The following is a 20706-nucleotide window of genomic DNA, read 5'->3' on the forward strand; positions in this document are numbered from 1 at the left end:
TTGAGCTCCTACTGCTGCTGCTCGTCGGTGGCGGTCGCGTCGGCGGACGGGGTGACGGTGACGGTCACCGTCGGAGTGGGGGTCGGCTTGGGCTTGGCCGGGAGCACCTCGTCGCGCGGGTCCTTCTTCGGGGCCTCGACGACGACGCCGACGATGTCGAGCTTGGTGAAGCCGACGAACGGCGTGACGTAGAGGGTACGGGTCAGGCCGCCGCCGGAGGGGTCGACCCTGGAGACGATGCCGACCGGGACGCCGGGCACGAAGGGCCTGTCGGCCTGGGAGCCGAAGGTGATGAGCCGGTCGCCCTTCTTCACCTCCGCCTTGCCGTTGAGGAGTTCGACGCGCAGCGGGCGGTCGCCCTGCCCGGAGGCGAAGCCGAGCTCGTCGCTGCCCTCCATACGGGTGCCGACGGTGAAGTCGGGGTCGTTGGCGAGCAACACCGTGGAGGCGTCCGGACCGACGGTGGTGACGCGCCCGACAAGTCCGTCGCCGTTGAGCACGGTCATGTCCCGCTTGATGCCGTCGTTGGCGCCGACGTCGATGGTGATGGTCCAGGAGAAGCCCTGGGCCGCCCCTATGGCGATGACCTGGGCGCCCTTGATGCCGTACTGACCCTCGCCGGCCACCTTCAGCATCTTGTCGAGCTGCCTCAGGCGGCTGCGGTTGCGGTCGTCGCTGCCGAGCTTCGCCTTGAGGGCCGCGTTCTCCTTCTCCAGTTTCGCCAGCCGGTCGTGCCGTTCACCCGAGTTGCGGATGGCGGAGACGGCGTTGCCGACGGGATCGACCGCCGACGACACCCCGTTCTCGATCGGACCGAAGACCGCGGCCGCGGCCTGCCGGGCACCGTCGACCGGGGAGTTCTGGCCGCCGCGGATGTCCACCGTGATCAGTGCGAACGCGATGGCGATCAACAGCACCAGGAGCAGCCGGCTCTCTTTCGTGTCCCTCACGTGCGGCGGCCGTGCCCTTCCTCATTGGAATGGAGATTGTGGGAGCTTATGCCTCTATATCAACGATCCGCCGTACGAGAGGAGATCATCTCGTACGGCGGAATCGAAGAGTTACGTCATCTGCGCGGCTGGGCGTCCAGAACCTGCTGGAGCGCCTCGAACTCCTCGACGCACTTGCCGGAGCCGAGCGCGACGCTGTCCAGCGGGTCCTCGGCGATATGGATCGGCATGCCGGTCTCGCGGCGCAGCCGCTCGTCGAGACCGCGCAACAGGGCGCCGCCGCCGGTCAGAACGATTCCTCGGTCCATGATGTCGCCGGACAGCTCCGGCGGACACTTGTCGAGCGTCGTCTTGACCGCGTCGACGATGGCGTTGACGGGCTCCTCGATCGCCTTGCGCACCTCGGCGGCGGAGATGACGACGGTCTTGGGCAGTCCGGAGACGAGGTCCCGGCCACGGATTTCGGTGTGCTCGTCGGAGTCGAGGTCGTACGCCGAACCGATCGTGATCTTGATCTGCTCGGCCGTCCGCTCACCCAGCAGAAGGGAGTACTCCTTCTTGATGTGCTGGATGATCGCGTTGTCCAGTTCGTCGCCGGCGACGCGGATGGACTGGGCGGTGACGATGCCGCCGAGCGAGATGACCGCGACCTCCGTGGTGCCGCCGCCGATGTCCACCACCATGTTGCCCGTGGCCTCGTGGACCGGCAGGCCGGAGCCGATGGCCGCGGCCATGGGCTCCTCGATGATGTGCACCTGGCGGGCGCCGGCCTGGGACGACGCCTCGATGACGGCGCGGCGCTCGACGCCGGTGATGCCGGAGGGCACGCAGACGACGACGCGCGGCCTGGCGAGATACCGCCGCTTGTGGATCTTCAGGATGAAGTAGCGGAGCATCCGCTCGGTGATCTCGAAGTCGGCGATGACGCCGTCCTTCAGCGGCCGTACGGCAACGATGTTGCCGGGGGTCCGCCCGATCATCTTCTTCGCTTCCGCGCCTACCGCCAGGATGCCACCGGTGTTGGTGTTGATCGCGACGACGGACGGCTCGTTGAGTACGATCCCGCGACCCCTGACGTACACCAGCGTGTTGGCGGTCCCGAGGTCGACAGCCATGTCACGGCCGATGAACGACATTGAGTTCCCCATCAGGATTCGTCTGGCCTTCCCACGAGCTTTTGAGAGCTTTTCAGGTTGGCGAGGTGGGTGCTGTGACGTGAAGGCTTCCATCGTAGACGCGCCTGCACGAACACTGCGCGAGGGTCTTCGCCATTGTCAGCATGCGGTGCGCCGCCTCGCTCCTGGAGACGGCCCAACGGGGGCACTCGTTCCCCCGATCGCCACGCATATGCCAAGCGAAGGCCGAAAACGTACCCTCGCCCCAGGTCAGCCGGGCCGACCGAACTGACACGCCATCAAAAAAATCCCCGAAATTTTGCCCCCCCGACCCGCCGGAACGCCTCCCCCGCCAATGCGCACCCACGGCCCCGGAGCCGACCGACCGTCGAGGTGCCGATTCCGGCGGGGCCCGGAGGGTTGGGCGCGGCCGGGGCAAGAAAATACCGAGCCCCCGACTCGCCAACCCGCCCAAACCAGCGGAGAATACGCACCCACAGCCGCGAGACGACAGGCATCGAGACCGACAGCCCTCCGGGCCGACAAGCCACCCGAACCGGCAACTCACCGAACCGGGCGGCCACCAAGCCTCAGCCCCGCGAACCACCCGGTGTAGGCCGACAGGTAGCCACCCGAGCCGCCGCCCGCAGCGGGCGGGCGGTGGGCGGCCGACGGCCTAGGGAGTGAGTCCGTGCCGGTAAGCCCCCGGAGGGTTAGGCGCGGCTGGGGAAGAAGACACCGAGCCCCTGCTCGCGAAGCCGGCAGGACCGACGGACAATGCGCACCCACAGCCGTGAGACCACAGGCGTCGAGACCGACAGCCCTCCGGACCGGCAAGCCGCCGGAACCGGCAACTCACCGAACCGGGCGGCCACCCAAGCCCCAGACCCACGCACCACCCGGTGCGCGACCCGACAGATCCCCGATCCGCCGAGTCACCCAGGCCGACAGGGCACGGGTCGACCGACGGTCGGGGGTGTTCCTGCCGCGAGCCCCGGAGGGTTACGCGCGGCCGGGGGAAGAAGACAGTTAGCCCCCAGCTCGCCACGCTGGCCGAACCGACGGACAAAGCGCACCCACAGCCGCGAGACCACAGGCGTCGAGACCGACAGCCCATCGGCCCGGCAAGCCAGTCGACCGGGAAGCCAGCCGACCCGTATGCCACCAGAACCGGCACTTCACCGAACCGGGCGGCCGCCCAAGCCCCAGGCCCGCGGACCACCCGGTGCACGACCCAACAGCCCCGAACCGCCGAGCCACCCGATCCGGCAGCTCACCAGACCGCTCGGCCGCCCAAGCCTCAAACCCGCAGACCACCCGGTGCACGACCCAACAGCCCCGAACCGCCGAGCCACCCGATCCAGCAGCTCACCAGACCGCTCGGCCGCCCAAGTCTCAGACCCGCCCCGAACCGTCGAGACACCCGGGCACGCAGCTCGCCGGACCGGTGGTCACCCGTGTCACAGACCGGCGTATCACTCGGCGTGCGGCCCAGCAGGCGCCGGCCGCCGAGTCACCCGGATCCGATCCGCAGCCCCGGGGCGGCGCGGTGTCGCGGCGGGCGGTGTCCGGGTCGCGAGCCCCCGGAGGGTTACGCGTGGCCGGGGAAGAAGATCTTGACCTCTCGTTCCGCCGACTCCTCCGAGTCGGAGGCGTGGATCAGGTTCTCGCGGACGATGACGCCGTAGTCGCCGCGGATGGAGCCGGGCGCCGCGGCGATCGGGTCGGTGGGGCCGGCCAGGGCGCGCAGGCCCTCGATGACGCGCTCGCCCTCGACGATCAGGGCGACGACCGGGCCGGAGGCCATGAACTCGACCAGGGGCTCGTAGAAGGGCTTGCCCTTGTGCTCGCCGTAGTGCTGCTCCAGCGTTTCCTGGTCCAGCGTGCGCAGCTCCAGCGCGGTGATCTGCCAGCCGGCCTTCCGCTCGATACGGCTGATGATCTCGCCGGTCAGGCCGCGACGAACGGCGTCGGGCTTGAGGAGGACGAGGGTGCGCTGGGTCACGGGAAGGCTCCTTCTGACTGACGTGTGCGGTGGGACGAGGTTACAGGGCGTGTCCGGGCACCTGTTACGCAGCGTCAGGTGTAGTGGGCGACCCGGCCTGCGCGGCGAAGCGGGCCCTCGCCTCGTCGATCTTTCTTCCGTAGTGCACGGAAGCCCACCACAGCGCCGCGAACAGCGCCCCCATGAAGTACATCGTGGGGACGAACACCCCGGAGGCGATCAGCGCGAGCTGGAGGGCCCAGCCGAGGGCCACTCCGCCGGGGCGCGTCACCACGCCGCACAGCACCACGCACAGGAACATCGCGATCCCGCTGACCGTCCACACCGTGGTCGTCGACAGGTCCGGGTCCTTCATCGCCACCAGCGCGGCGAAGCCGATGACGAAGAACTCGCCGATCAGGGTCGAGGAGCAGAGCGTACGCATGATTTTCCTCCTCAGCCCTTGCCCAGCAGCAGACGGGCCTCGCCCACCGTGATGACCGAGCCGGTGACCAGCACACCGCCGCCCGCGAACTCGCCCTCCTCCTCGGCCAGCGTGATCGCGGCCTCCAGGGCGTCGGGCAGCCGCGGCTCGACCTGTACCCGCTCCTCGCCGAACACCTCGACGGCGACCGCGGCCAGCTCGTCCGCGTCCATGGCACGGTGACTGGAGTTCTGCGTGACGACGATCTCAGCGAAGATCGGCTCGAAGGCCTCCAGGAGCCCGCGCACGTTCTTGTCGCCGCTCGCGCCCACGACCCCGATCAGCCGGCTGAAGTCGAAGGCCTCGCCGATCGCCTCGGCCGTCGCCCGCGCGCCCGCGGGGTTGTGCGCGGCGTCCAGGACGATCGTCGGCGAGTGCCGTACGACCTCCAGACGGCCCGGCGAGGAGACCGCGGCGAAGGCCTTGCGGACGGTGTCGATGTCCAGCCGCTCCGCGCGCTGCGAGCCGACGCCGAAGAACGCCTCCACCGCGGCGAGCGCCACGGCCGCGTTGTGCGCCTGGTGGGCGCCGTGCAGCGGGAGGTACACCTCGGGGTACTCGCCGCCCAGGCCACGCAGGGTGAGGAGCTGGCCGCCCACCGCGATCCGGCGGTCCACCACGCCGAACTCCAGGCCCTCCCGGGCCACCGTCGCGTCGACCTCGACCGCCTTCTTCAGCAGCACCTGCGCCGCGTCCACCGGCTGCTGGGCCAGGATGACCGTCGCGTCCTGCTTGACGATCCCGGCCTTCTCCGCGGCGATCTCGGCGGGGGTCTCGCCGAGCCGGTCCGTGTGGTCCAGGTCGATGGGGGTGACCACGGCGACATCGCCGTCGATCACGTTCGTCGCGTCCCAGCTGCCGCCCATCCCGACCTCGACCACGGCCACGTCGATCGGCGCGTCCGCGAACGCGGCGTACGCCATGCCAGTGAGCACCTCGAAGAACGACAGCCGGAACTCCTGCATGGCGTCGACCATCTCGATGTACGGCTTGATGTCCTGGTACGTCTCGATGAACCGCTCGGCGGAGATCGGCGCGCCGTCCAGGCTGATGCGCTCGGTGACCGACTGCACGTGCGGGGACGTGTAGCGGCCGGTGCGCAGCTCGAAGGCGCCGAGGAGGGCCTCGATCATGCGGGCCGTGGACGTCTTGCCGTTCGTCCCGGTGATGTGGATCGAGGGGTACGACCGCTGCGGATCCCCCAGCACGTCCATGAGCGCGGCGATGCGGCTGACGGACGGCTCCAGCTTGGTCTCGCCCCAGCGGGTGGCGAGCTCGGCCTCGACCTCGCGCAGGGCCTTGTCGACCTCGGGGTCCTCGGGCCTCGCGGGTACGTCCGCCTGCGCCGGCCCGCCCTGCGTGCGCAGGGTGCGGCTGCCGGCCTCGATCACCGCGAGGTCGGGGTCGCGGTCGGTCTCCGCCGCGATCATCTCGTCGAAGGAGTCGAGGGGGTCGGGCTGGTCGTTGGTGCCGGGCGCTTCGCTCACGACACCAGTCTACGGAGCGGCACGGACAGACATGGGCGAAGGCCCCCGGTGCCGTGTGGGTCCGGGGGCCTTCAGTGCCGTACGGGCGCTACGGGCGCTTACGCCGGGGGCAGCTTGTCCAGCTGGGCCTGGATCCGCGTGATGTCCTCGTCGGCCTTGGCAAGCCGCGTGCGGATCTTGTCCACGACGTGGTCCGGGGCCTTCGCGAGGAACGCCTCGTTGCCGAGCTTGGCCGTGGCCTGGGCCTTCTCCTTCTCGGCGGCGGCCAGGTCCTTGGCGAGGCGCTTGCGCTCCGCGGCCACGTCGATCGTGCCGGAGAGGTCGAGGGCGACCTCCGCCCCGGCGACCGGCAGGGTGGCCGTGGCCGTGAAGGACTCGCCCTCCGGCTGGAGCCGCAGCAGCTGGCGGATGGCCGCCTCGTGCGTGGCGAGGGCCGTGCCGTCCAGGGTGAGGCGGGCCGGGACGCGCTGGCCGGGCTGCAGGCCCTGGTCGGCGCGGAAGCGGCGGACCTCGGTGATGACGGACTGGAGGGTCTCGATCTCCCGCTCGGCCGCCTTGTCGCGGAAGCCGCTGTCGGCCGGCCATTCGGCGATGACGACCGACTCACCGCCCGTGAGGGTGGTCCACAGGGTCTCCGTGACGAACGGGACGACCGGGTGGAGGAGCCGGAGGGTGACGTCGAGGACCTCGCCCAGGACGCGCTTGGAGACCTCGGCGGCCTCGCCGCCCGCCTGGAACGTCGTCTTGGACAGCTCGACGTACCAGTCGAAGACCTCGTCCCACGCGAAGTGGAAGAGGGCGTCGGAGAGCTTCGCGAACTGGAAGTCCTCGTAGAACGCGTCGACTTCGGCGACGACGGAGTTGAGGCGGGAGAGGATCCAGCGGTCGGTGGCGGCCATCTTCGCCGGGTCCGGCAGCGGCCCGTCCACCGTCGCGCCGTTCATCAGCGCGAAGCGGGTGGCGTTCCAGATCTTGTTGGCGAAGTTGCGGGAGCCCTGGACCCAGTCCTCGCCGATCGGGACGTCGACACCCGGGTTGGCGCCGCGCGCGAGGGTGAAGCGGAGCGCGTCGGAGCCGTACTTGTCCATCCAGTCCAGCGGGTTGACCGCGTTGCCGAAGGACTTCGACATCTTCTTGCCGAACTGGTCGCGGACCATGCCGTGCAGGGCGATGGTGTGGAACGGCGGGGTGCCGTCCATCGCGTACAGGCCGAACATCATCATCCGGGCGACCCAGAAGAAGAGGATGTCGTAGCCGGTGACCAGGACGGAGTTCGGGTAGAACTTCGCGAGCGACTCGGTCTGCTCGGGCCAGCCGAGGGTGGAGAAGGGCCACAGGCCGGAGGAGAACCAGGTGTCGAGGACGTCGGTGTCCTGACGCCAGCCCTCGCCGCTCGGCGGCTCCTCGTCGGGGCCGACGCAGACGACCTCGCCGTTCGGGCCGTACCAGACGGGAATCCGATGGCCCCACCACAACTGCCGTGAGATGCACCAGTCGTGGAGGTTGTCGACCCAGTCGAAGTAGCGCTTCTCCATCTCCTGCGGATGGATCTTGACCTTGCCGTCGCGGACCGCGTCACCGGCGGCCTTGGCGAGCGGGCCGACCTTGACCCACCACTGCATGGAGAGCCTGGGCTCGATGGTGGTCTTGCAGCGCGAGCAGTGGCCGACGGAGTGGACGTACGGCCGCTTCTCGGCGACGATCCGGCCCTCGGCGCGCAGCGCGGCGACGATCGCCGAGCGGGCCTCCAGGCGGTCCAGGCCCTGGAAGGGGCCGTGCGCGGTGATGACGGCGTGCTCGTCCATGATCGTGATGGACGGCAGATCGTGCCGCTGGCCGATCTCGAAGTCGTTCGGGTCGTGGGCCGGGGTGACCTTGACGGCGCCGGTGCCGAACTCGGGGTCGACGTGCGTGTCGGCGACGACCGGGATGGAGCGGTCGGTCAGCGGGAGCTTGATGAGCTTGCCGACGAGGTGCTTGTAGCGCTCGTCGTCGGGGTGAACGGCGACGGCGGTGTCACCGAGCATGGTCTCGGCGCGGGTGGTGGCGACGACGATGGTGTCGTCCCCGTCGCCGTACTTCATGGAGACGAGTTCGCCGTCGTCGTCCTGGTACTCGACCTCGATGTCCGAGATGGCCGTCAGACAGCGGGGGCACCAGTTGATGATGCGTTCGGCGCGGTAGATCAGCTCGTCGTCGTAGAGCCGCTTGAAGATGGTCTGGACGGCCTGGGACAGCCCTTCGTCCATGGTGAACCGCTCGCGGGACCAGGCGACGCCGTCGCCGAGGCGGCGCATCTGTCCGCTGATCTGCCCGCCGGACTCGGCCTTCCACTGCCAGACGCGCTCGACGAAGGCGTCCCGCCCGAGGTCGTGCCGGGACTTTCCTTCTTTCCCGAGCTCGCGCTCGACGACGTTCTGCGTGGCGATGCCGGCGTGGTCCATGCCGGGCTGCCACAGCGTCTCGAAGCCCTGCATGCGCTTGCGTCGTGTCAGGGCGTCGATGAGCGTGTGCTCGAAGGCGTGCCCGAGGTGCAGGCTGCCGGTGACGTTCGGCGGGGGGATGACGACGGTGTACGCGGGCTTGTCGCTCTTCGCGTCCGCCTCGAAGTAACCCCGCTCCACCCAGCGCTCGTACAGCGGCCCCTCTACATCGGCCGGCGCGTACTGGGTCGGCAGTTCGGTGTCGGGCGCTGGTGGCTGCTGCTGAGCGTTCTCGGTCACGGGGGTCAGTTTAGAGGTGTCACGACCCAGTCCCGAAACGCGTTTGTTCTGTAACGGTGCGACCCCCGATGCGGTGGGCTTCCTGTGCCTGCGCCAGGATGTCAGGAACACATAAGCATCTGGAGGGGAACCCAGAAATGAGTCACAACCAGCCGGGCCCGTACGGCGGGCAGCCCCAGCAGCCCGGACCGTACGGCCAGCCGGGCCCCTACGGCCAGCAGCCGCAGGCTCCCCAGCCCGGCTACGGCTACCCTCAGCAGGCCCCTCCGCCCCAGCCCGGTTACGGCTACCCCCAGCAGGGCGCACCCCAGCAGCCGAACCCGTACGGCCAGCCGACGCCCCCCTACGGCCAGCCCGGCTACGCCGTCCCCCAGCCCCCGGCCCCGGGCGGCGGCAAGAAGAAGACGGGCCTGATCATCGGGGCCGTCGCCGTGGTGGCGGCCATCGCGGTGGGCGCCTACTTCGTGCTGGGCACGGGCAGCGGCGGCTCGGACGTCGCGGACGACGGCCCGCACAAGCTGACGACGCCGGCCGAGGTCATCAACGGGACGTACAAGAAGTCGGGCAGCGCGGACTCCTCGGGCGACATGACCGACTCCGACGTCAAGGACTTCGAGAAGTGGGGCGTGAAGAACGCCAAGGACGTCAAGGCCGGCTACCAGAGCGGCACGGGACTGTCCGCGAAGTCGCTCTCCTTCGGCGGGGTGTACGGGACCATCGACAACCCCGAGGCCGTCGTGGACGCGATGTTCGCCAAGGTCAAGTCGGAGTCCGAGAAGGACAAGAGCGCCGGGGACAGCAAGATGATCGGCAGCCCCGAGGAGCAGCACCCGGCGGGCTTCTCGAACGGCATCATGAAGTGCCAGGTGGCCGAGATCGACAACTCGGACTCGACCTCCGCCAGCGCCCCGAAGACCGTGAAGCTGCCCATGTGCATCTGGGCCGACCACAGCACCGTCGGCTACGTCTCGGCGTTCAGCTTCGCGGCCCTGGCCGCGGGCGACGGCGGCTCGGTCGCCGACACGGCGGACCTCGCGGCGAAGCTGCGCAACGACGTGCGCGTCAAGATCTGACGCCACGTCGCCAACCACGAGAAGGGGCCCCGGTCGGTTGACCGGGGCCCCACCCATCGCCATTCCTCTCGCCGCGAGTCCGGCTGCCGCATCACACCACGGCCTCGTGCTGACCGACCACTACACCGAGGGGCGCCCCGCGCTGCAGCGGGGCGCCCCTCGGCATACGGCAAACCTGACTACGCCGTCTTCTGTTCGCCCTGGCCGCGGCCGCGGGCGTCGCGTGGGATCAGTGTCGGGTTCACGTTCGAGTGGACGACGTCCGCCGTGATGACGACCCGGGCCACGTCCTTGCGGGACGGGACCTCGTACATCACCGACATCAGGACCTCCTCCATGATGGCGCGCAGACCGCGCGCGCCGGTCTGGCGGAGGATGGCCTGGTCGGCGATGGCCTCCAGGGCCTCGCGCTCGAAGTCCAGTTCCACGCCGTCGAGTTCGAAGAGGCGCTGGTACTGCTTCACCAGGGCGTTGCGGGGCTCCACCAGGATCTTGAGCAGCGCCTCGCGGTCGAGGTTGTGGACCGAGGTGATCACCGGCAGACGGCCGATGAACTCGGGGATCATGCCGAACTTGACCAGGTCCTCCGGCATGACGTCCTCGAAGACGTCCTTGGAGGCCAGCTCACGCTTCGAGCGGATCGTCGCGCCGAAGCCGATGCCCTTCGCGCCGGCCCGTGCCTCGATGATCTTCTCCAGTCCGGCGAACGCGCCGCCCACGATGAACAGCACGTTCGTCGTGTCGATCTGGATGAACTCCTGGTGCGGGTGCTTACGGCCGCCCTGCGGCGGGACCGAGGCCGTGGTGCCTTCGAGGATCTTGAGGAGGGCCTGCTGCACACCCTCGCCCGACACGTCGCGGGTGATGGAAGGGTTTTCACTCTTCCTCGCGACCTTGTCGATCTCGTCGATGTAGATGATCCCCGTCTCGGCCTTCTTGACGTCGTAGTCCGCGGCCTGGATCAACTTCAGGAGGATGTTCTCGACGTCCTCGCCGACATAACCCGCCTCCGTCAGCGCCGTCGCGTCAGCGATCGCGAACGGGACGTTCAGCATGCGCGCCAGGGTCTGTGCGAGGAGCGTCTTGCCGGAGCCCGTGGGGCCCAGCAGGAGAATGTTGGACTTCGCCAACTCGATGGCGTCGTCGCGGCCTTGGGCGCCGCCGTTCTCCCCCGCCTGAACCCGCTTGTAGTGGTTGTACACCGCGACTGAGAGAGCCTTCTTGGCGGCCTCTTGGCCGACTACATAGCCCTCCAGGAACTCGTAGATCTCGCGGGGCTTGGGGAGTTCCTCCCACCGCACCTCGCTCGTCTCGGCGAGTTCCTCCTCGATGATCTCGTTGCAGAGATCGATGCACTCGTCGCAGATGTACACACCGGGCCCTGCGATGAGCTTCTTGACCTGCTTCTGGCTCTTGCCGCAGAACGAGCACTTGAGCAGATCGCCGCCGTCACCGATGCGTGCCACGGTGTGCTTCCCCTTCGCCTGGGAGACGCCTGGACGCTTTCGAATCCAGCGGCTCCTGGTGCTGCCTTATGTCCGACGGTACCTTGCCGGGCCCCCCGTTCGGGCCCCCCTTGGCACGGTTCACTTTGACGTGCACCGCGCCAAGGGCGACAGAGTGCGGGTCCTGAGCGTCAGCGGACGGTCTCGTTGTTCATCTTCCGGGTGGAGATGATCTGGTCGACGATGCCGTACTCGAGCGCTTCCTCGGCGGTGAGGATCTTGTCGCGCTCGATGTCCTCGCGGACCTTCTCGATCGGCCGGTTGGTGTGCTTGGCGAGCATCTCCTCCAGCTGCGACCGCATCCGGGTGAACTCGTTGGCGATGATCTCCAGGTCGGAGAGCTGTCCGCGGCCGGTGCTGCCGGCCGGCTGGTGGATGAGGACGCGGGAGTTCGGCAGCGCCATGCGCTTGCCGGGCGTACCGGCGGCGAGCAGGATGGCCGCGGCGGACGCCGCCTGGCCCATGCACACCGTCTGGATGTCGGGCTTCACGAACTGCATCGTGTCGTAGATCGCCGTGAGGGCGGTCATGTCGCCGCCCGGGCTGTTGATGTAGATCGAGATGTCCCGGTCGGGGTCCATCGACTCCAGGCACAGCAGCTGCGCCATGACGTCGTTGGCGGAGGCGTCGTCGATCTGGACGCCGAGGAAGATGACGCGCTCCTCGAAGAGCTTCGCGTACGGGTCGTACTCGCGGATGCCCTGGGAGGTGCGCTCGACGAAGCGCGGAATGACATAGCGGCTCTCGGGCCGCGGCCCGTCGTAGCGGCCGCTGGCGGCGCCGGGGAAGTTGCTCATGTGCGTGTTCACCGTCCTGGTGGCGTTCTGGGGGCTGGAGTACTCGGCGGAGCGTGCGGGGCCGGGCCGGTCAGGCACCGGTGCCGCCGCCTCCCGGAACACCGGAGGCATGCGTGATGATCTCGTCAATGAGACCGTACTCCTTGGCCTCTTCCGGGGTGAACCAGCGGTCGCGGTCGCCGTCGCGGATGATCGTCTCGACGGTCTGGCCGGAGTGCTGCGCGGTCAGCTCGGACATGCGCTTCTTGGTGCGCATCAGGTACTCGGCCTGGATCTTGATGTCCGAGACCGTGCCGCCGAGGCCCGCGGAGCCCTGGTGCATCATGATGTCCGCGTGCGGCAGCGCGAAGCGCTTGCCCGCGGCACCGCCGGTGAGCAGGAACTGGCCCATCGAGGCCGCCATGCCCATGGCGATCGTGACCACGTCGTTCGGGATGTACTGCATGGTGTCGTAGATCGCCATGCCGGCCGTCACCGAGCCACCGGGGCTGTTGATGTAGAGGTAGACGTCCTTGCTCGGGTCCGCGGCGAGGAGCAGCAGCTGCGCGGTGATCTTGTTGGCGATGTCATCGTCGACCTGCTGGCCGAGGAAGATGATCCGCTCGCCGAGCAGCCGGTTGTAGACCTGGTCGCCGAGGCCACCACCGATGGAAGGCTCGCCGGCGGCGGAGGGCATCAGATTCGTCACGTATCCACCTGCTCGTCTTACGACGGCGCCGGGCCGTCTCACGTGTACTGCGAAATCCTGCCGGGGGTTTCAGGTGAGTCCCCTGCCCCCGTATTCATGGACCCTAACGCGCTGGTCCCTTCGGAGAATCCCGTGGAAGGGGGTGTTCGCCGGGGGCGTAGCGCCGGGCGCCTTCTGCGGACGGGCCACTGTTCCACCGTATGACGAAGGGCCCCGGGGCGCTGTGCATCCCGGGGCCCTTCGTCATACGGCCTGCAGAGGCTCCAGGGCTCAGCCCTCGGCCTTCTCCTCGTCCGCGGTCTCGTCCGCGGCCTCGGCGGCCTCGACCGTCTCCGTGGCCGCCTCGACCTCGTCCTCGTCGTCCAGGTCGACGATCTCGCCGTTGGTGTCCTTCACCGTGGCGGCCTCGACCACGACGGCCAGGGCCTTGCCGCGGGCGACCTCGCCGACGAGGAGGGGCACCTGGCCGCCCTCGACGACGGCCTGGGCGAACTGGTCGGGGGACATGCCGGAGGAGGCCGCACGCCGCATGAGGTGCTCGGTGAGCTCCTCCTGGTTGACGTTGAGCTTCTCCGACTTGACCAGCTCGTCGAGGACGAACTGGGTCTTGATGCCCTTGACCGCGGCCTCGCGGGTCTCGTTCTCGAACTCCTCGGCGGTCTTGCCCTGGATCTCCAGGTACTTGTCGAGGGTGAGGCCCATCTGCCCGAGCTGGTGGTGCTCCAGGTTGTGCTTACGGGTGTTGATCTCGTCCTCGAGCAGCTTCTCGGGGACGGGGACCTCGACCAGTTCGAGCAGCTTCTCCAGGACGCGCTCCTGGGCCTGCGTGGCCTGGTCGTACTGCTTCATGTTCTCGAGGCGCTTGCGGCTGTCGGCCTTCAGCTCGTCGAGGGTGTCGAACTCGGAGGCGAGCTGCGCGAACTCGTCGTCCAGCTCGGGCAGTTCGCGGGCGGCGACCTGGGTGACCTTGACGGTGACCTCGGCCTCCTTGCCGGCCGCCGAGCCGCCCTTGAGCTCGGAGGTGAAGGTGGCCTCGCCACCGGCCTCCAGGCCCTTCACGGCGTCGTCGATGCCGTCGAGCAGCTCGCCGGAGCCGATGGTGTAGGAGACGCCCTCGGCCACGCCGTCCTCGAGGACCTCGCCCTCGACCTTGGCCTGCAGGTCGATCGTGACGACGTCGCCGTCCTCGGCGGCACGCTCGACCGGGGAGGTGGAGGCGAAGCGCTCACGGAGCTGCTCGACCGACTTCTCGATGTCCTCGTCGGTCACCTCGACGGCGTCGACCTCGACCTCGATGCCGGAGTAGTCCGGGATCTCCAGGGCCGGGCGGATGTCGACCTCGGCGGTGAAGTTCAGCGTCTCGCCGTCCTTCAGCTCGGTGATGTCGACCTCGGGCTGGCCCAGCGGGCTGAGCTCGGCCTCGTTGACCGCCTCGGTGTAGAACTTCGGCAGCGCGTCGTTGACGGCCTCCTCCAGCACGGCGCCACGGCCGAACCGCTGGTCGATGACGCGCGCCGGGATCTTGCCCTTGCGGAAGCCCTTCACCGTGACCTGCTGGTTGATCTTCTTGTACGCCGCGTCGAGGCTGTCCTTGAGCTCCTCGAAGGGCACCTCGACAGTGAGCCGAACCCGGGTCGGGTTCAGGGTCTCCACGGCGCTCTTCACGGTTCGGTCTCCTTGTGGCTGACTTCTTGGTGTTCGCCGGAGCCAGACAGGTCCGGCGGATTTAGCCGCCCGGAGGAGTTCGTAGGCCGATTGGGCCGGGACACACGGGCGCGCAGCTTGCATAGTAACCGCAGCGGCTGAACGCCCCAAAAGGCGATCATCAGGCGTGGCCGACGAATGATCTCGGCCGATGGTCGGGGTGGCGGGATTTGAACCCACGGCCTTCCGCTCCCAAAGCGGACGCGCTACCAAGCTGCGCCACACCCCGTCTGGTGCGACACGTAGGGTACATGCCCGCAGGCAGTGCGGCTGCCGCATTTGCGGAGCGCGCGGGCGCACGGTGGCGCGGCGCGCAATGGGTGTGCGGCGGGCGCATGCGACCCGCTACGATGCCTCCTGTGCCGTGGTCGACGACCTGCGGCGCGTCCCGTGCGGGCGTAGCTCAATGGTAGAGCCCTAGTCTTCCAAACTAGCTACGCGGGTTCGATTCCCGTCGCCCGCTCTGTACGACTCGGGGCCAGGCGGAGGACGATTCCTCCGCCTGGCCCTGATCATTTCCCCGAGCTGCAGTCAGCCGGCCGTGTCCCCCGCGTGCCCCTCCGGCGTCCGATCTTGTTCTTGCGCCATCAGTTCCCGCGTGCTGGCACCCGTCGAGGCGGCAAGGGTGTCGCCTGTGCCCAAGGTCTCCGGGGCGGGCCGAAGGACGCCGTCAGGGCCGACGTAGCGGGCCTGGAAGCGGCCCGAGGGGAGCTGGCGGCTTCGGCCGGCCCCGCTGTGGCTGGGGCGGTCGGCTCCGCGACTTCGGCCGACCGCATCGTCGTCGACGGCCCTCCCCGGAGCGACGCCGTCGCAGTACATTCCGGCCATGACGCCGACGAACGCTGATCAACCGCAGCGACCCAAGACGTTCAAGGGCGTCCTCCGCTTTGTCGTCCGGCGTCCCGTCCTGGTTGCCTGGCTTGTGGCGCTCGCCGTCCTGCCAGTCGTCTTCCAAGATCATGTGCCCGACCCATGGTCAGGCTTGATCTATCTGGTGATCACGCCGATTTCGGTGTGGTCCATAGAAGCAAGCCTCGAACGGGCCTACCCCCATGACAACGGTTGACCCCACCCACATACGCCGTCTTCTCTGTACGTAACGTACAGATCCGCACTCGCCCGGGAGCCTCGTCAGAAGCTGATCGAGTTGATCGTCTCGGCTATCGAGTTGAGGAACCGCTGGATCGACGGGGCCATGCCGGTCGAGGCGAGGAAGAAGCCGAACAGGATCGCGACGATGGCGGGGCCGGCCTTGATGCTCCCCCCTCGGATCAGCACCACAAGGATGATCGCCAACAGCAGCACCACGGACAGTGAAATGGCCACACTGATCACACCCTCGGTCGGTCCGCTCTCCCGGCCCGGAGGTACATCCCCGCACCCCCGCCAGAACCATCGTGCCACCAACCCGGCCAGCGTATGCGGCGCGTGACGCATCGTCGGACGGCCGCCCGCAACGGGGTGACTCGGCGCACAGCAATTCGGAAACCCGCCCACGCCCGCAGCACAGGGAATTGAGGGCTTCGTTTCGCTGTCCACACATCTCGTTCGCAGCTAATTCGAATTGTTGGCCGAAGCACTGCGTTATGCCCCAATTAGTCAGTATGAATCGGGACATCAAGGGTGAACGGAAGCCTGCGATGTGCTGACCATCACGTGGACAGAGGCGTCGACTTATGTGAATCCGGGGCACCCGAAGCCCCATAACAAGGAAACACACTGGGGGTTTTACGAAATCCCACAGACGACGCTAGGGTGCCTCAGATGTTTGACGCCGCCTCGTCCCCCGGCCAGCACCGAAGGCCGCTCCCATCGGCACAGTCGCCGGTGAACGGAGTGCCGAGTCCGCGTACCCCGATGAGTACGCAGGATCGGGACAGACCGGGCAAACAGCGCGACGCGTTCTTCGACAACGCCAAATACCTGGCGATCGTGCTCGTCGCGATCGGTCACTCCTGGGAACCGCTGAAGGGCGACAGTCGCATCCTGGAGGGCGCGTACACCGTCGTGTACGCCTTCCACATGCCGGCGTTCATCATCATCTCCGGCTTCTTCTCGCGCAGTTTCGACATGCGCCCGGACCGGCTGAAGCGGCTCATCACCGGCGTCGCCGTGCCGTACATCGTCTTCGAGACCGCCTATCCGCTCTTCAAGCGGTTCGTCGACCACGCCCCCGACCAGGAGATCAGCCTCCTCGATCCCTGGTATCTGACCTGGTTCCTGTGCGCCCTGTTCATCTGGCGGCTGACCACGCCCATCTGGAAGCTGGTCCGATGGCCGCTCCCGCTGGCGATCGGCCTCGCCATGCTGGCCTCGGTCACCCCGAGCATCGGTGACGATCTGGACCTCCAGCGCGTCCTGCAGTTCCTGCCGTACTTCGTGCTGGGCCTGTGCATGAAGCCGCACCACTTCCAGCTGGTGCGCCGCCGCTGGGTGCGCATCGCGTCGGTGCCGGTCTTCGCGGCCGCGCTGGCGGTCGGCTGGTGGAGCGTGCCGCGGATGAACACCGCGTGGCTCTACCACCGCCAATCCGCCCAGGAGTTCGGCGCGCCCTGGTGGTGCGGCCCGCTCATGGTCCTGGCGCTGTTCGGCTGCTCGCTGGTGCTCACCGCCTGCTTCTTCGCCTGGGTACCGCGCCGGAAGCTGTGGTTCACCGCGCTGGGCGCCGGCACCCTGTACGGCTATCTGCTGCACGGCTTCGTGATCAAGTTCGCCGACTACCGGGGCTGGTTCGACCACCCCTCGCTGCACCACCCGCTCGGCCAGATCCTGGTCAGCGTCCTGGCCGCGGCCGTCGTCACCGTGCTGTGCACCAAGCCCGTGCAGCGCGTCTTCCGGTTCGCCATGGAGCCCAGGATGGAGTGGGCGTTCAAGCGGGACGCGGCCGAACTGGCCCGTGAACGGCAGAAGGCGGAAGGCGCCCGCGAGAAGGTCAGCGCGTAGCCGGGCCGTCTCGCCCGTCAGACCGTCAGACCGTCAGACCGTCAGACCGAGAAGTGCTCGCATCCGCGCGTACTTCTCGGTCAGTCGTTTCCGGACGGGTTCGTCGAGCACCGCGAGCCGCTCCGGGTCCGCGTTGTGGGCCAGATCGGCCTCCTTCACCAGCAGCGCGCCGGGCGTGTGAAGAATGCGCGCGGCGTACGCCTCCGGCTCCTCCCCCGCCCGCTTGGTGACGGCGAGCACGATGTCCTTGGTGCGCCGGCTCAGCGCGGCCCCGCTCAGCCACTCGCGCGACAGCGCGTCGTCCTCGACGGAGTCGTGCAGCCAGCCCGCCGCGATCTGCTCGTCGTCCCCGCCCCGGGCGCGCACGCCCTCCGCGACGGCCTTCAGATGTTCCGCGTAGGGCCGCCCGGCCTTGTCCGTCTGCCCCTCGTGGGCGGCGCGGGCGAGGGCCTCGACCTCGGCCAGGGTGAGCATGCGATGCGTTTCGGTCACTTCCCCAGTGTCCCCCGCACCGACGGCCGTTGTACGGCCCTCAGCCCTCGGCCCTCAGCCTCCAGCCCCTCGGCCCCCAGCCCTCGTCCGGCCGCGCGCAGGTTCAGCGGACCGCCGTGGTCGCGGCGTCCCGGCAGATCAGCAGCAGCGCCCGGTCGTCGTTGACGTCCTTGGCCACCGCCTCGATGAGGTGCCAGGCGGCGCCGTGGAAGCCTCCGGCGACATACCGGTCGGCCTCCCCCGTCAGCCGGTCTATGCCCTCGACGATGTCCCGGTCTGAGGTTTCCACCAGACCGTCCGTGAACAGCATCAACACGTCCCCGGGACGGAGCGACCCCTTCACGGGGTCGAACTGGGCGCCGTCGTACACACCGAGCAGCGGGCCTTCGGCGGCCTTCTCCTCCCAGCGACCGCTGCCGGCGCTCAGCTGCAGCCCCGGCGGATGTCCCGCCGAGAACAGCTCGTAGTCCCCGGAGTCGAGGTCCAGGACCAGATGGATCGAGGTGGCGAACCCCTCGTCCCAGTCCTGGCGCAGGAGATAGCCGTTGGCCGCCGGAAGGAACGCGTGCGGCGGCAGCGAACCCAGCAGACCCCCGAACGCCCCCGACAGCAGCAGCGCCCGCGACGCCGCGTCCATGCCCTTGCCGGACACGTCCGTGAGGACGACCTCCATCGTGCGGCCGTTGTTCGTACGGGCCGCGACCACGAAGTCGCCCGAGAAGGACTGGCCGCCCGCCGGCCGCAGCGCCATCTCCCGGTGCCAGCCGTGCGGCAGCTTCGGCAGCTTGCTCTGCACCCGGATCCGCTCGCGCAGGTCGAACAGCATCGTGCCGCCGCGCCGCCAGGGCACCCCCACCCGGCTGCGGAACTGGGCCGTGAGCAGCCCGAAGAAGCCACAGGCGGCGACCACCAGGACCACGCCGGGGGTGACCCGGGACGGCCCCTCCGTGTACGGCCCCAGCTGCACCGACTCCACGATCAGCGCCGTCGCCGCCGCCGCGTACAGCCCGAGCAGACTCGCCGGACGCAGCAGCAGCCCGCCCGCGACGATCGGCAGCACCAGCGTGGCCGGTGAACACCACACCGAGTTGGCGAGCGTCATGGACGCGAGGACCGGGATCGTCAGCAGCAGTCCGAAGAGCGCGATCCAGTCCGAGCCGTCACCGCGGAAGTAGTCCACGGCACTTCTGCGCACACCGACCCGGGCCCGGTGCCACTGCATCCTCCACCGGGCCGTCAGCGTCTCGGCCTTCGCGCGCCGCTCTCCTCCTGCTGCCATTAGTCCGGGACCCTATCCAGCGGACCAGCCGCTTGGCACGCGAGGTCCGACTTATCCCTCGTCCGAGGCTCAACTTCACAGAAGCCCGGCACACGGCCGCCCGGGAGAAAATCACTCGCTCGTCCCGCAATGCCCTGGTACGCATGGTTCATGGGCACTGACGTCGCGAGCGACCGCACGACCGAACTGCGCGTACTGCGCCGGGACGACCTCGGCCTCTGGTACGACCACTTGATCCGCGCCTTCGGTGCGGTCCCCGAGTCGGCCGAGGAGCGGGAGCTGTGGATCTCGCTCATCGAGCCGGACCGGTACATCGGCGCCTGGGACGGGGACGAGCTGGTCGGCACGGCGGGGGCCTTCGCCTTCCGGGTCACCGTGCCGGGCGGCGCCCCGGTGCCGGCCGCGGGCGTCACGATGGTGAGCGTGGCCGCCACGCACCGGCGGCGCGGGGTGCTGACCTCGATGATGCGGCGGCAGCTGGAAGATGTGCGGGCATGGGGCTGGCCGCTCGCGGTCCTGACGGCGTCCGAGCCGGTCATCTATGGACGATTCGGGTACGGCGCCGCGACGTATCACGTGAACGCCGAGATCGACACGGACCGGGTACGGCTGTCGGTGCCGCCCGGTACGGACGCCGTACGACTGCGGTACGCCGCACCGGCCGATGTGCTCGACGTGTGCGAGGCGCTCTACGCCCGGCACGTGCCGCTGCGGCCGGGCATGGTGGAGCGGCTGCCCGGCTGGGACCGGGTGGGACTGCTCGACCCGGAGAGCGAGCGGCACGGGGCGTCGCCGCTGCTGTGCGTACTGGCGGAGCGGGACGGGGAGACCGTGGGCTTCGCGCGCTTCAGGATCAAGCCCGACTGGGAACCGGCCGGACCCAAGGGCACGGTGGTGCTGGAGGACCTGGAGGCGCTGGACGCGGCCGCGCACGCCGCGCTGTGGCGGTTCCTGTTCGGCATCGACCTGACCTCGTCGATCGACGCGCGGCGGCGGCCGGTGGACGAGCCGTGGCAGTACCAGGTGTCCGACATCCGGCGGTGCCGGGTGCTGGTGCGCGACTCGCTGTACGTACGGCTCGTGGACGTAGGCGCGGCGCTGGAGGCGCGGACCTACCAGGCCCCGGTCGAGGTCGTGTTCGAGGTCGAGGACGCCTTCTGCCCCTGGAACAGCGGGCGTTGGCGGCTCTGCGGGGACATGAAGGGTGCGTCCTGCGAACGCACCGAGGAGGCGGCCGACCTCGCCCTGTCCGTACGGGAGTTGGGGGCCGCTTACCTCGGCGGCGTCTCGCTGCTGTCGCTGGCCGGGGCCGGACGGGTGCGGGAGCTGCGCCCGGGCGCGCTGGCGGAGGCGTCGACGGCCTTCGGCTCGGCGGTGGCGCCCTGGCTGGCGCACGGGTTCTGACAACTGGTCGCCGTCTCCCGGCAGCCGGTCCGGGTCTACCGGCGGCCGGTCCGCGTCTCCCGGCAGCCGGTCCGCGAC

At 69.0% G+C, this 20706-nt stretch carries 17 protein-coding genes and 2 tRNA genes; 5 read left to right on the forward strand and 14 right to left on the reverse strand.

Annotated features, from left to right (window positions below; genetic code table 11):
- Nucleotides 1–8: 8 nt before the first annotated feature.
- The 6 genes from mreC to AB0I54_RS08555 form a co-directional block, all read right to left on the reverse strand.
- Nucleotides 9–950: a rod shape-determining protein MreC gene (mreC, locus tag AB0I54_RS08530; protein WP_363295165.1), complete on the reverse strand. Its 942-nt coding sequence runs from the start codon at nt 948–950 to the stop codon at nt 9–11.
- 116 nt (nt 951–1066) lie between these two features.
- Complete coding sequence (locus tag AB0I54_RS08535; RefSeq protein ID WP_004001297.1) at nt 1067–2086, reverse strand: rod shape-determining protein; 1020 nt, start codon at nt 2084–2086, stop codon at nt 1067–1069.
- A gap of 1570 nt (nt 2087–3656) precedes the next feature.
- Nucleotides 3657–4070, reverse strand: a complete 414-nt coding sequence (gene ndk / locus AB0I54_RS08540; RefSeq protein WP_263208781.1) for a nucleoside-diphosphate kinase — start codon at nt 4068–4070, stop codon at nt 3657–3659.
- Nucleotides 4071–4134: 64 nt separating this feature from the next.
- Nucleotides 4135–4494, reverse strand: a complete 360-nt coding sequence (locus AB0I54_RS08545; protein ID WP_363295166.1) for a DUF4233 domain-containing protein — start codon at nt 4492–4494, stop codon at nt 4135–4137.
- 11 nt (nt 4495–4505) lie between these two features.
- Nucleotides 4506–6020, reverse strand: coding sequence for a folylpolyglutamate synthase/dihydrofolate synthase family protein (locus AB0I54_RS08550; protein ID WP_363295167.1), 1515 nt, complete (start codon nt 6018–6020; stop codon nt 4506–4508).
- Nucleotides 6021–6118: 98 nt separating this feature from the next.
- Entirely contained in the window at nt 6119–8743 is a 2625-nt protein-coding gene (locus tag AB0I54_RS08555) for a valine--tRNA ligase (protein ID WP_363295168.1), read from the reverse strand.
- A gap of 137 nt (nt 8744–8880) precedes the next feature.
- On the opposite strand from AB0I54_RS08555, the gene AB0I54_RS08560 reads away from it, so the two are divergent.
- Complete coding sequence (locus AB0I54_RS08560) at nt 8881–9816, forward strand: hypothetical protein (RefSeq protein ID WP_363295169.1); 936 nt, start codon at nt 8881–8883, stop codon at nt 9814–9816.
- Between the two features lie 179 nt (nt 9817–9995).
- Here the strand turns inward: AB0I54_RS08560 and clpX are convergent, their stop codons facing one another.
- From clpX to AB0I54_RS08585, 5 genes are all read right to left on the reverse strand, one after another.
- Nucleotides 9996–11282 (reverse strand): ATP-dependent Clp protease ATP-binding subunit ClpX, encoded by a 1287-nt coding sequence (clpX, locus tag AB0I54_RS08565; RefSeq protein ID WP_363295170.1) that lies wholly within the window; start codon nt 11280–11282, stop codon nt 9996–9998.
- A gap of 170 nt (nt 11283–11452) precedes the next feature.
- Nucleotides 11453–12118: an ATP-dependent Clp protease proteolytic subunit gene (locus AB0I54_RS08570; RefSeq protein WP_363295504.1), complete on the reverse strand. Its 666-nt coding sequence runs from the start codon at nt 12116–12118 to the stop codon at nt 11453–11455.
- 70 nt (nt 12119–12188) lie between these two features.
- Nucleotides 12189–12794 (reverse strand): ATP-dependent Clp protease proteolytic subunit, encoded by a 606-nt coding sequence (locus AB0I54_RS08575; RefSeq protein ID WP_263216457.1) that lies wholly within the window; start codon nt 12792–12794, stop codon nt 12189–12191.
- Between the two features lie 282 nt (nt 12795–13076).
- Complete coding sequence (gene tig / locus AB0I54_RS08580; protein ID WP_363295171.1) at nt 13077–14471, reverse strand: trigger factor; 1395 nt, start codon at nt 14469–14471, stop codon at nt 13077–13079.
- 191 nt (nt 14472–14662) lie between these two features.
- Nucleotides 14663–14739 (reverse strand) — tRNA-Pro (locus AB0I54_RS08585).
- Nucleotides 14740–14902: 163 nt separating this feature from the next.
- Here AB0I54_RS08585 and AB0I54_RS08590 point away from each other — a divergent pair.
- Nucleotides 14903–14973, forward strand: a tRNA-Gly gene (locus AB0I54_RS08590).
- A 363-nt stretch (nt 14974–15336) separates the two neighbouring features.
- Nucleotides 15337–15576 carry a hypothetical protein gene (locus tag AB0I54_RS08595; protein ID WP_363295172.1) on the forward strand — a complete coding sequence of 80 codons (240 nt, stop codon included), beginning with the start codon at nt 15337–15339 and terminating at the stop codon, nt 15574–15576.
- A 65-nt stretch (nt 15577–15641) separates the two neighbouring features.
- Here AB0I54_RS08595 and AB0I54_RS08600 read toward each other — a convergent pair whose 3' ends face one another.
- On the reverse strand, nt 15642–15836 hold the full coding sequence (locus AB0I54_RS08600; protein ID WP_363295173.1) for a hypothetical protein: 195 nt from the start codon (nt 15834–15836) through the stop codon (nt 15642–15644).
- Between the two features lie 531 nt (nt 15837–16367).
- Here AB0I54_RS08600 and AB0I54_RS08605 point away from each other — a divergent pair.
- Nucleotides 16368–17453: an acyltransferase family protein gene (locus tag AB0I54_RS08605; protein ID WP_363295174.1), complete on the forward strand. Its 1086-nt coding sequence runs from the start codon at nt 16368–16370 to the stop codon at nt 17451–17453.
- Nucleotides 17454–17486: 33 nt separating this feature from the next.
- Here AB0I54_RS08605 and AB0I54_RS08610 read toward each other — a convergent pair whose 3' ends face one another.
- Together AB0I54_RS08610 and AB0I54_RS08615 are read right to left on the reverse strand one after the other, a co-directional pair.
- Complete coding sequence (locus AB0I54_RS08610; RefSeq protein ID WP_363295505.1) at nt 17487–17927, reverse strand: HD domain-containing protein; 441 nt, start codon at nt 17925–17927, stop codon at nt 17487–17489.
- 121 nt (nt 17928–18048) lie between these two features.
- The gene (locus tag AB0I54_RS08615) at nt 18049–19224 is read right to left on the reverse strand and encodes a PP2C family protein-serine/threonine phosphatase (RefSeq protein WP_363295175.1); all 1176 of its coding nucleotides are present in this window, start codon (nt 19222–19224) and stop codon (nt 18049–18051) included.
- Between the two features lie 150 nt (nt 19225–19374).
- Here AB0I54_RS08615 and AB0I54_RS08620 point away from each other — a divergent pair, with 150 nt between their 5' ends.
- Nucleotides 19375–20628, forward strand: a complete 1254-nt coding sequence (locus AB0I54_RS08620) for a GNAT family N-acetyltransferase (protein ID WP_363295176.1) — start codon at nt 19375–19377, stop codon at nt 20626–20628.
- Nucleotides 20629–20706 lie beyond the last annotated feature (78 nt).

Source organism: Streptomyces sp. NPDC050625 (genome assembly GCF_040654755.1).
Classification (GTDB): Bacteria; Actinomycetota; Actinomycetes; order Streptomycetales; family Streptomycetaceae; genus Streptomyces.

Coding starts and splice junctions, on each gene's coding strand:
- AB0I54_RS08535 (WP_004001297.1), bottom strand. CDS start 2,086: ATGTCGTTCATCGGCCGTGACATGGCTGTCGACCTCGGGACCGCCAAC.
- AB0I54_RS08620 (WP_363295176.1), top strand. CDS start 19,375: ATGGGCACTGACGTCGCGAGCGACCGCACGACCGAACTGCGCGTACTG.
- AB0I54_RS08560 (WP_363295169.1), top strand. CDS start 8,881: ATGAGTCACAACCAGCCGGGCCCGTACGGCGGGCAGCCCCAGCAGCCC.
- AB0I54_RS08595 (WP_363295172.1), top strand. CDS start 15,337: ATGACGCCGACGAACGCTGATCAACCGCAGCGACCCAAGACGTTCAAG.
- AB0I54_RS08605 (WP_363295174.1), top strand. CDS start 16,368: ATGAGTACGCAGGATCGGGACAGACCGGGCAAACAGCGCGACGCGTTC.
- AB0I54_RS08610 (WP_363295505.1), bottom strand. CDS start 17,927: ATGCTCACCCTGGCCGAGGTCGAGGCCCTCGCCCGCGCCGCCCACGAG.
- AB0I54_RS08615 (WP_363295175.1), bottom strand. CDS start 19,224: ATGGCAGCAGGAGGAGAGCGGCGCGCGAAGGCCGAGACGCTGACGGCC.
- AB0I54_RS08575 (WP_263216457.1), bottom strand. CDS start 12,794: ATGCCCTCCGCCGCCGGCGAGCCTTCCATCGGTGGTGGCCTCGGCGAC.
- AB0I54_RS08545 (WP_363295166.1), bottom strand. CDS start 4,494: ATGCGTACGCTCTGCTCCTCGACCCTGATCGGCGAGTTCTTCGTCATC.
- AB0I54_RS08570 (WP_363295504.1), bottom strand. CDS start 12,118: ATGAGCAACTTCCCCGGCGCCGCCAGCGGCCGCTACGACGGGCCGCGG.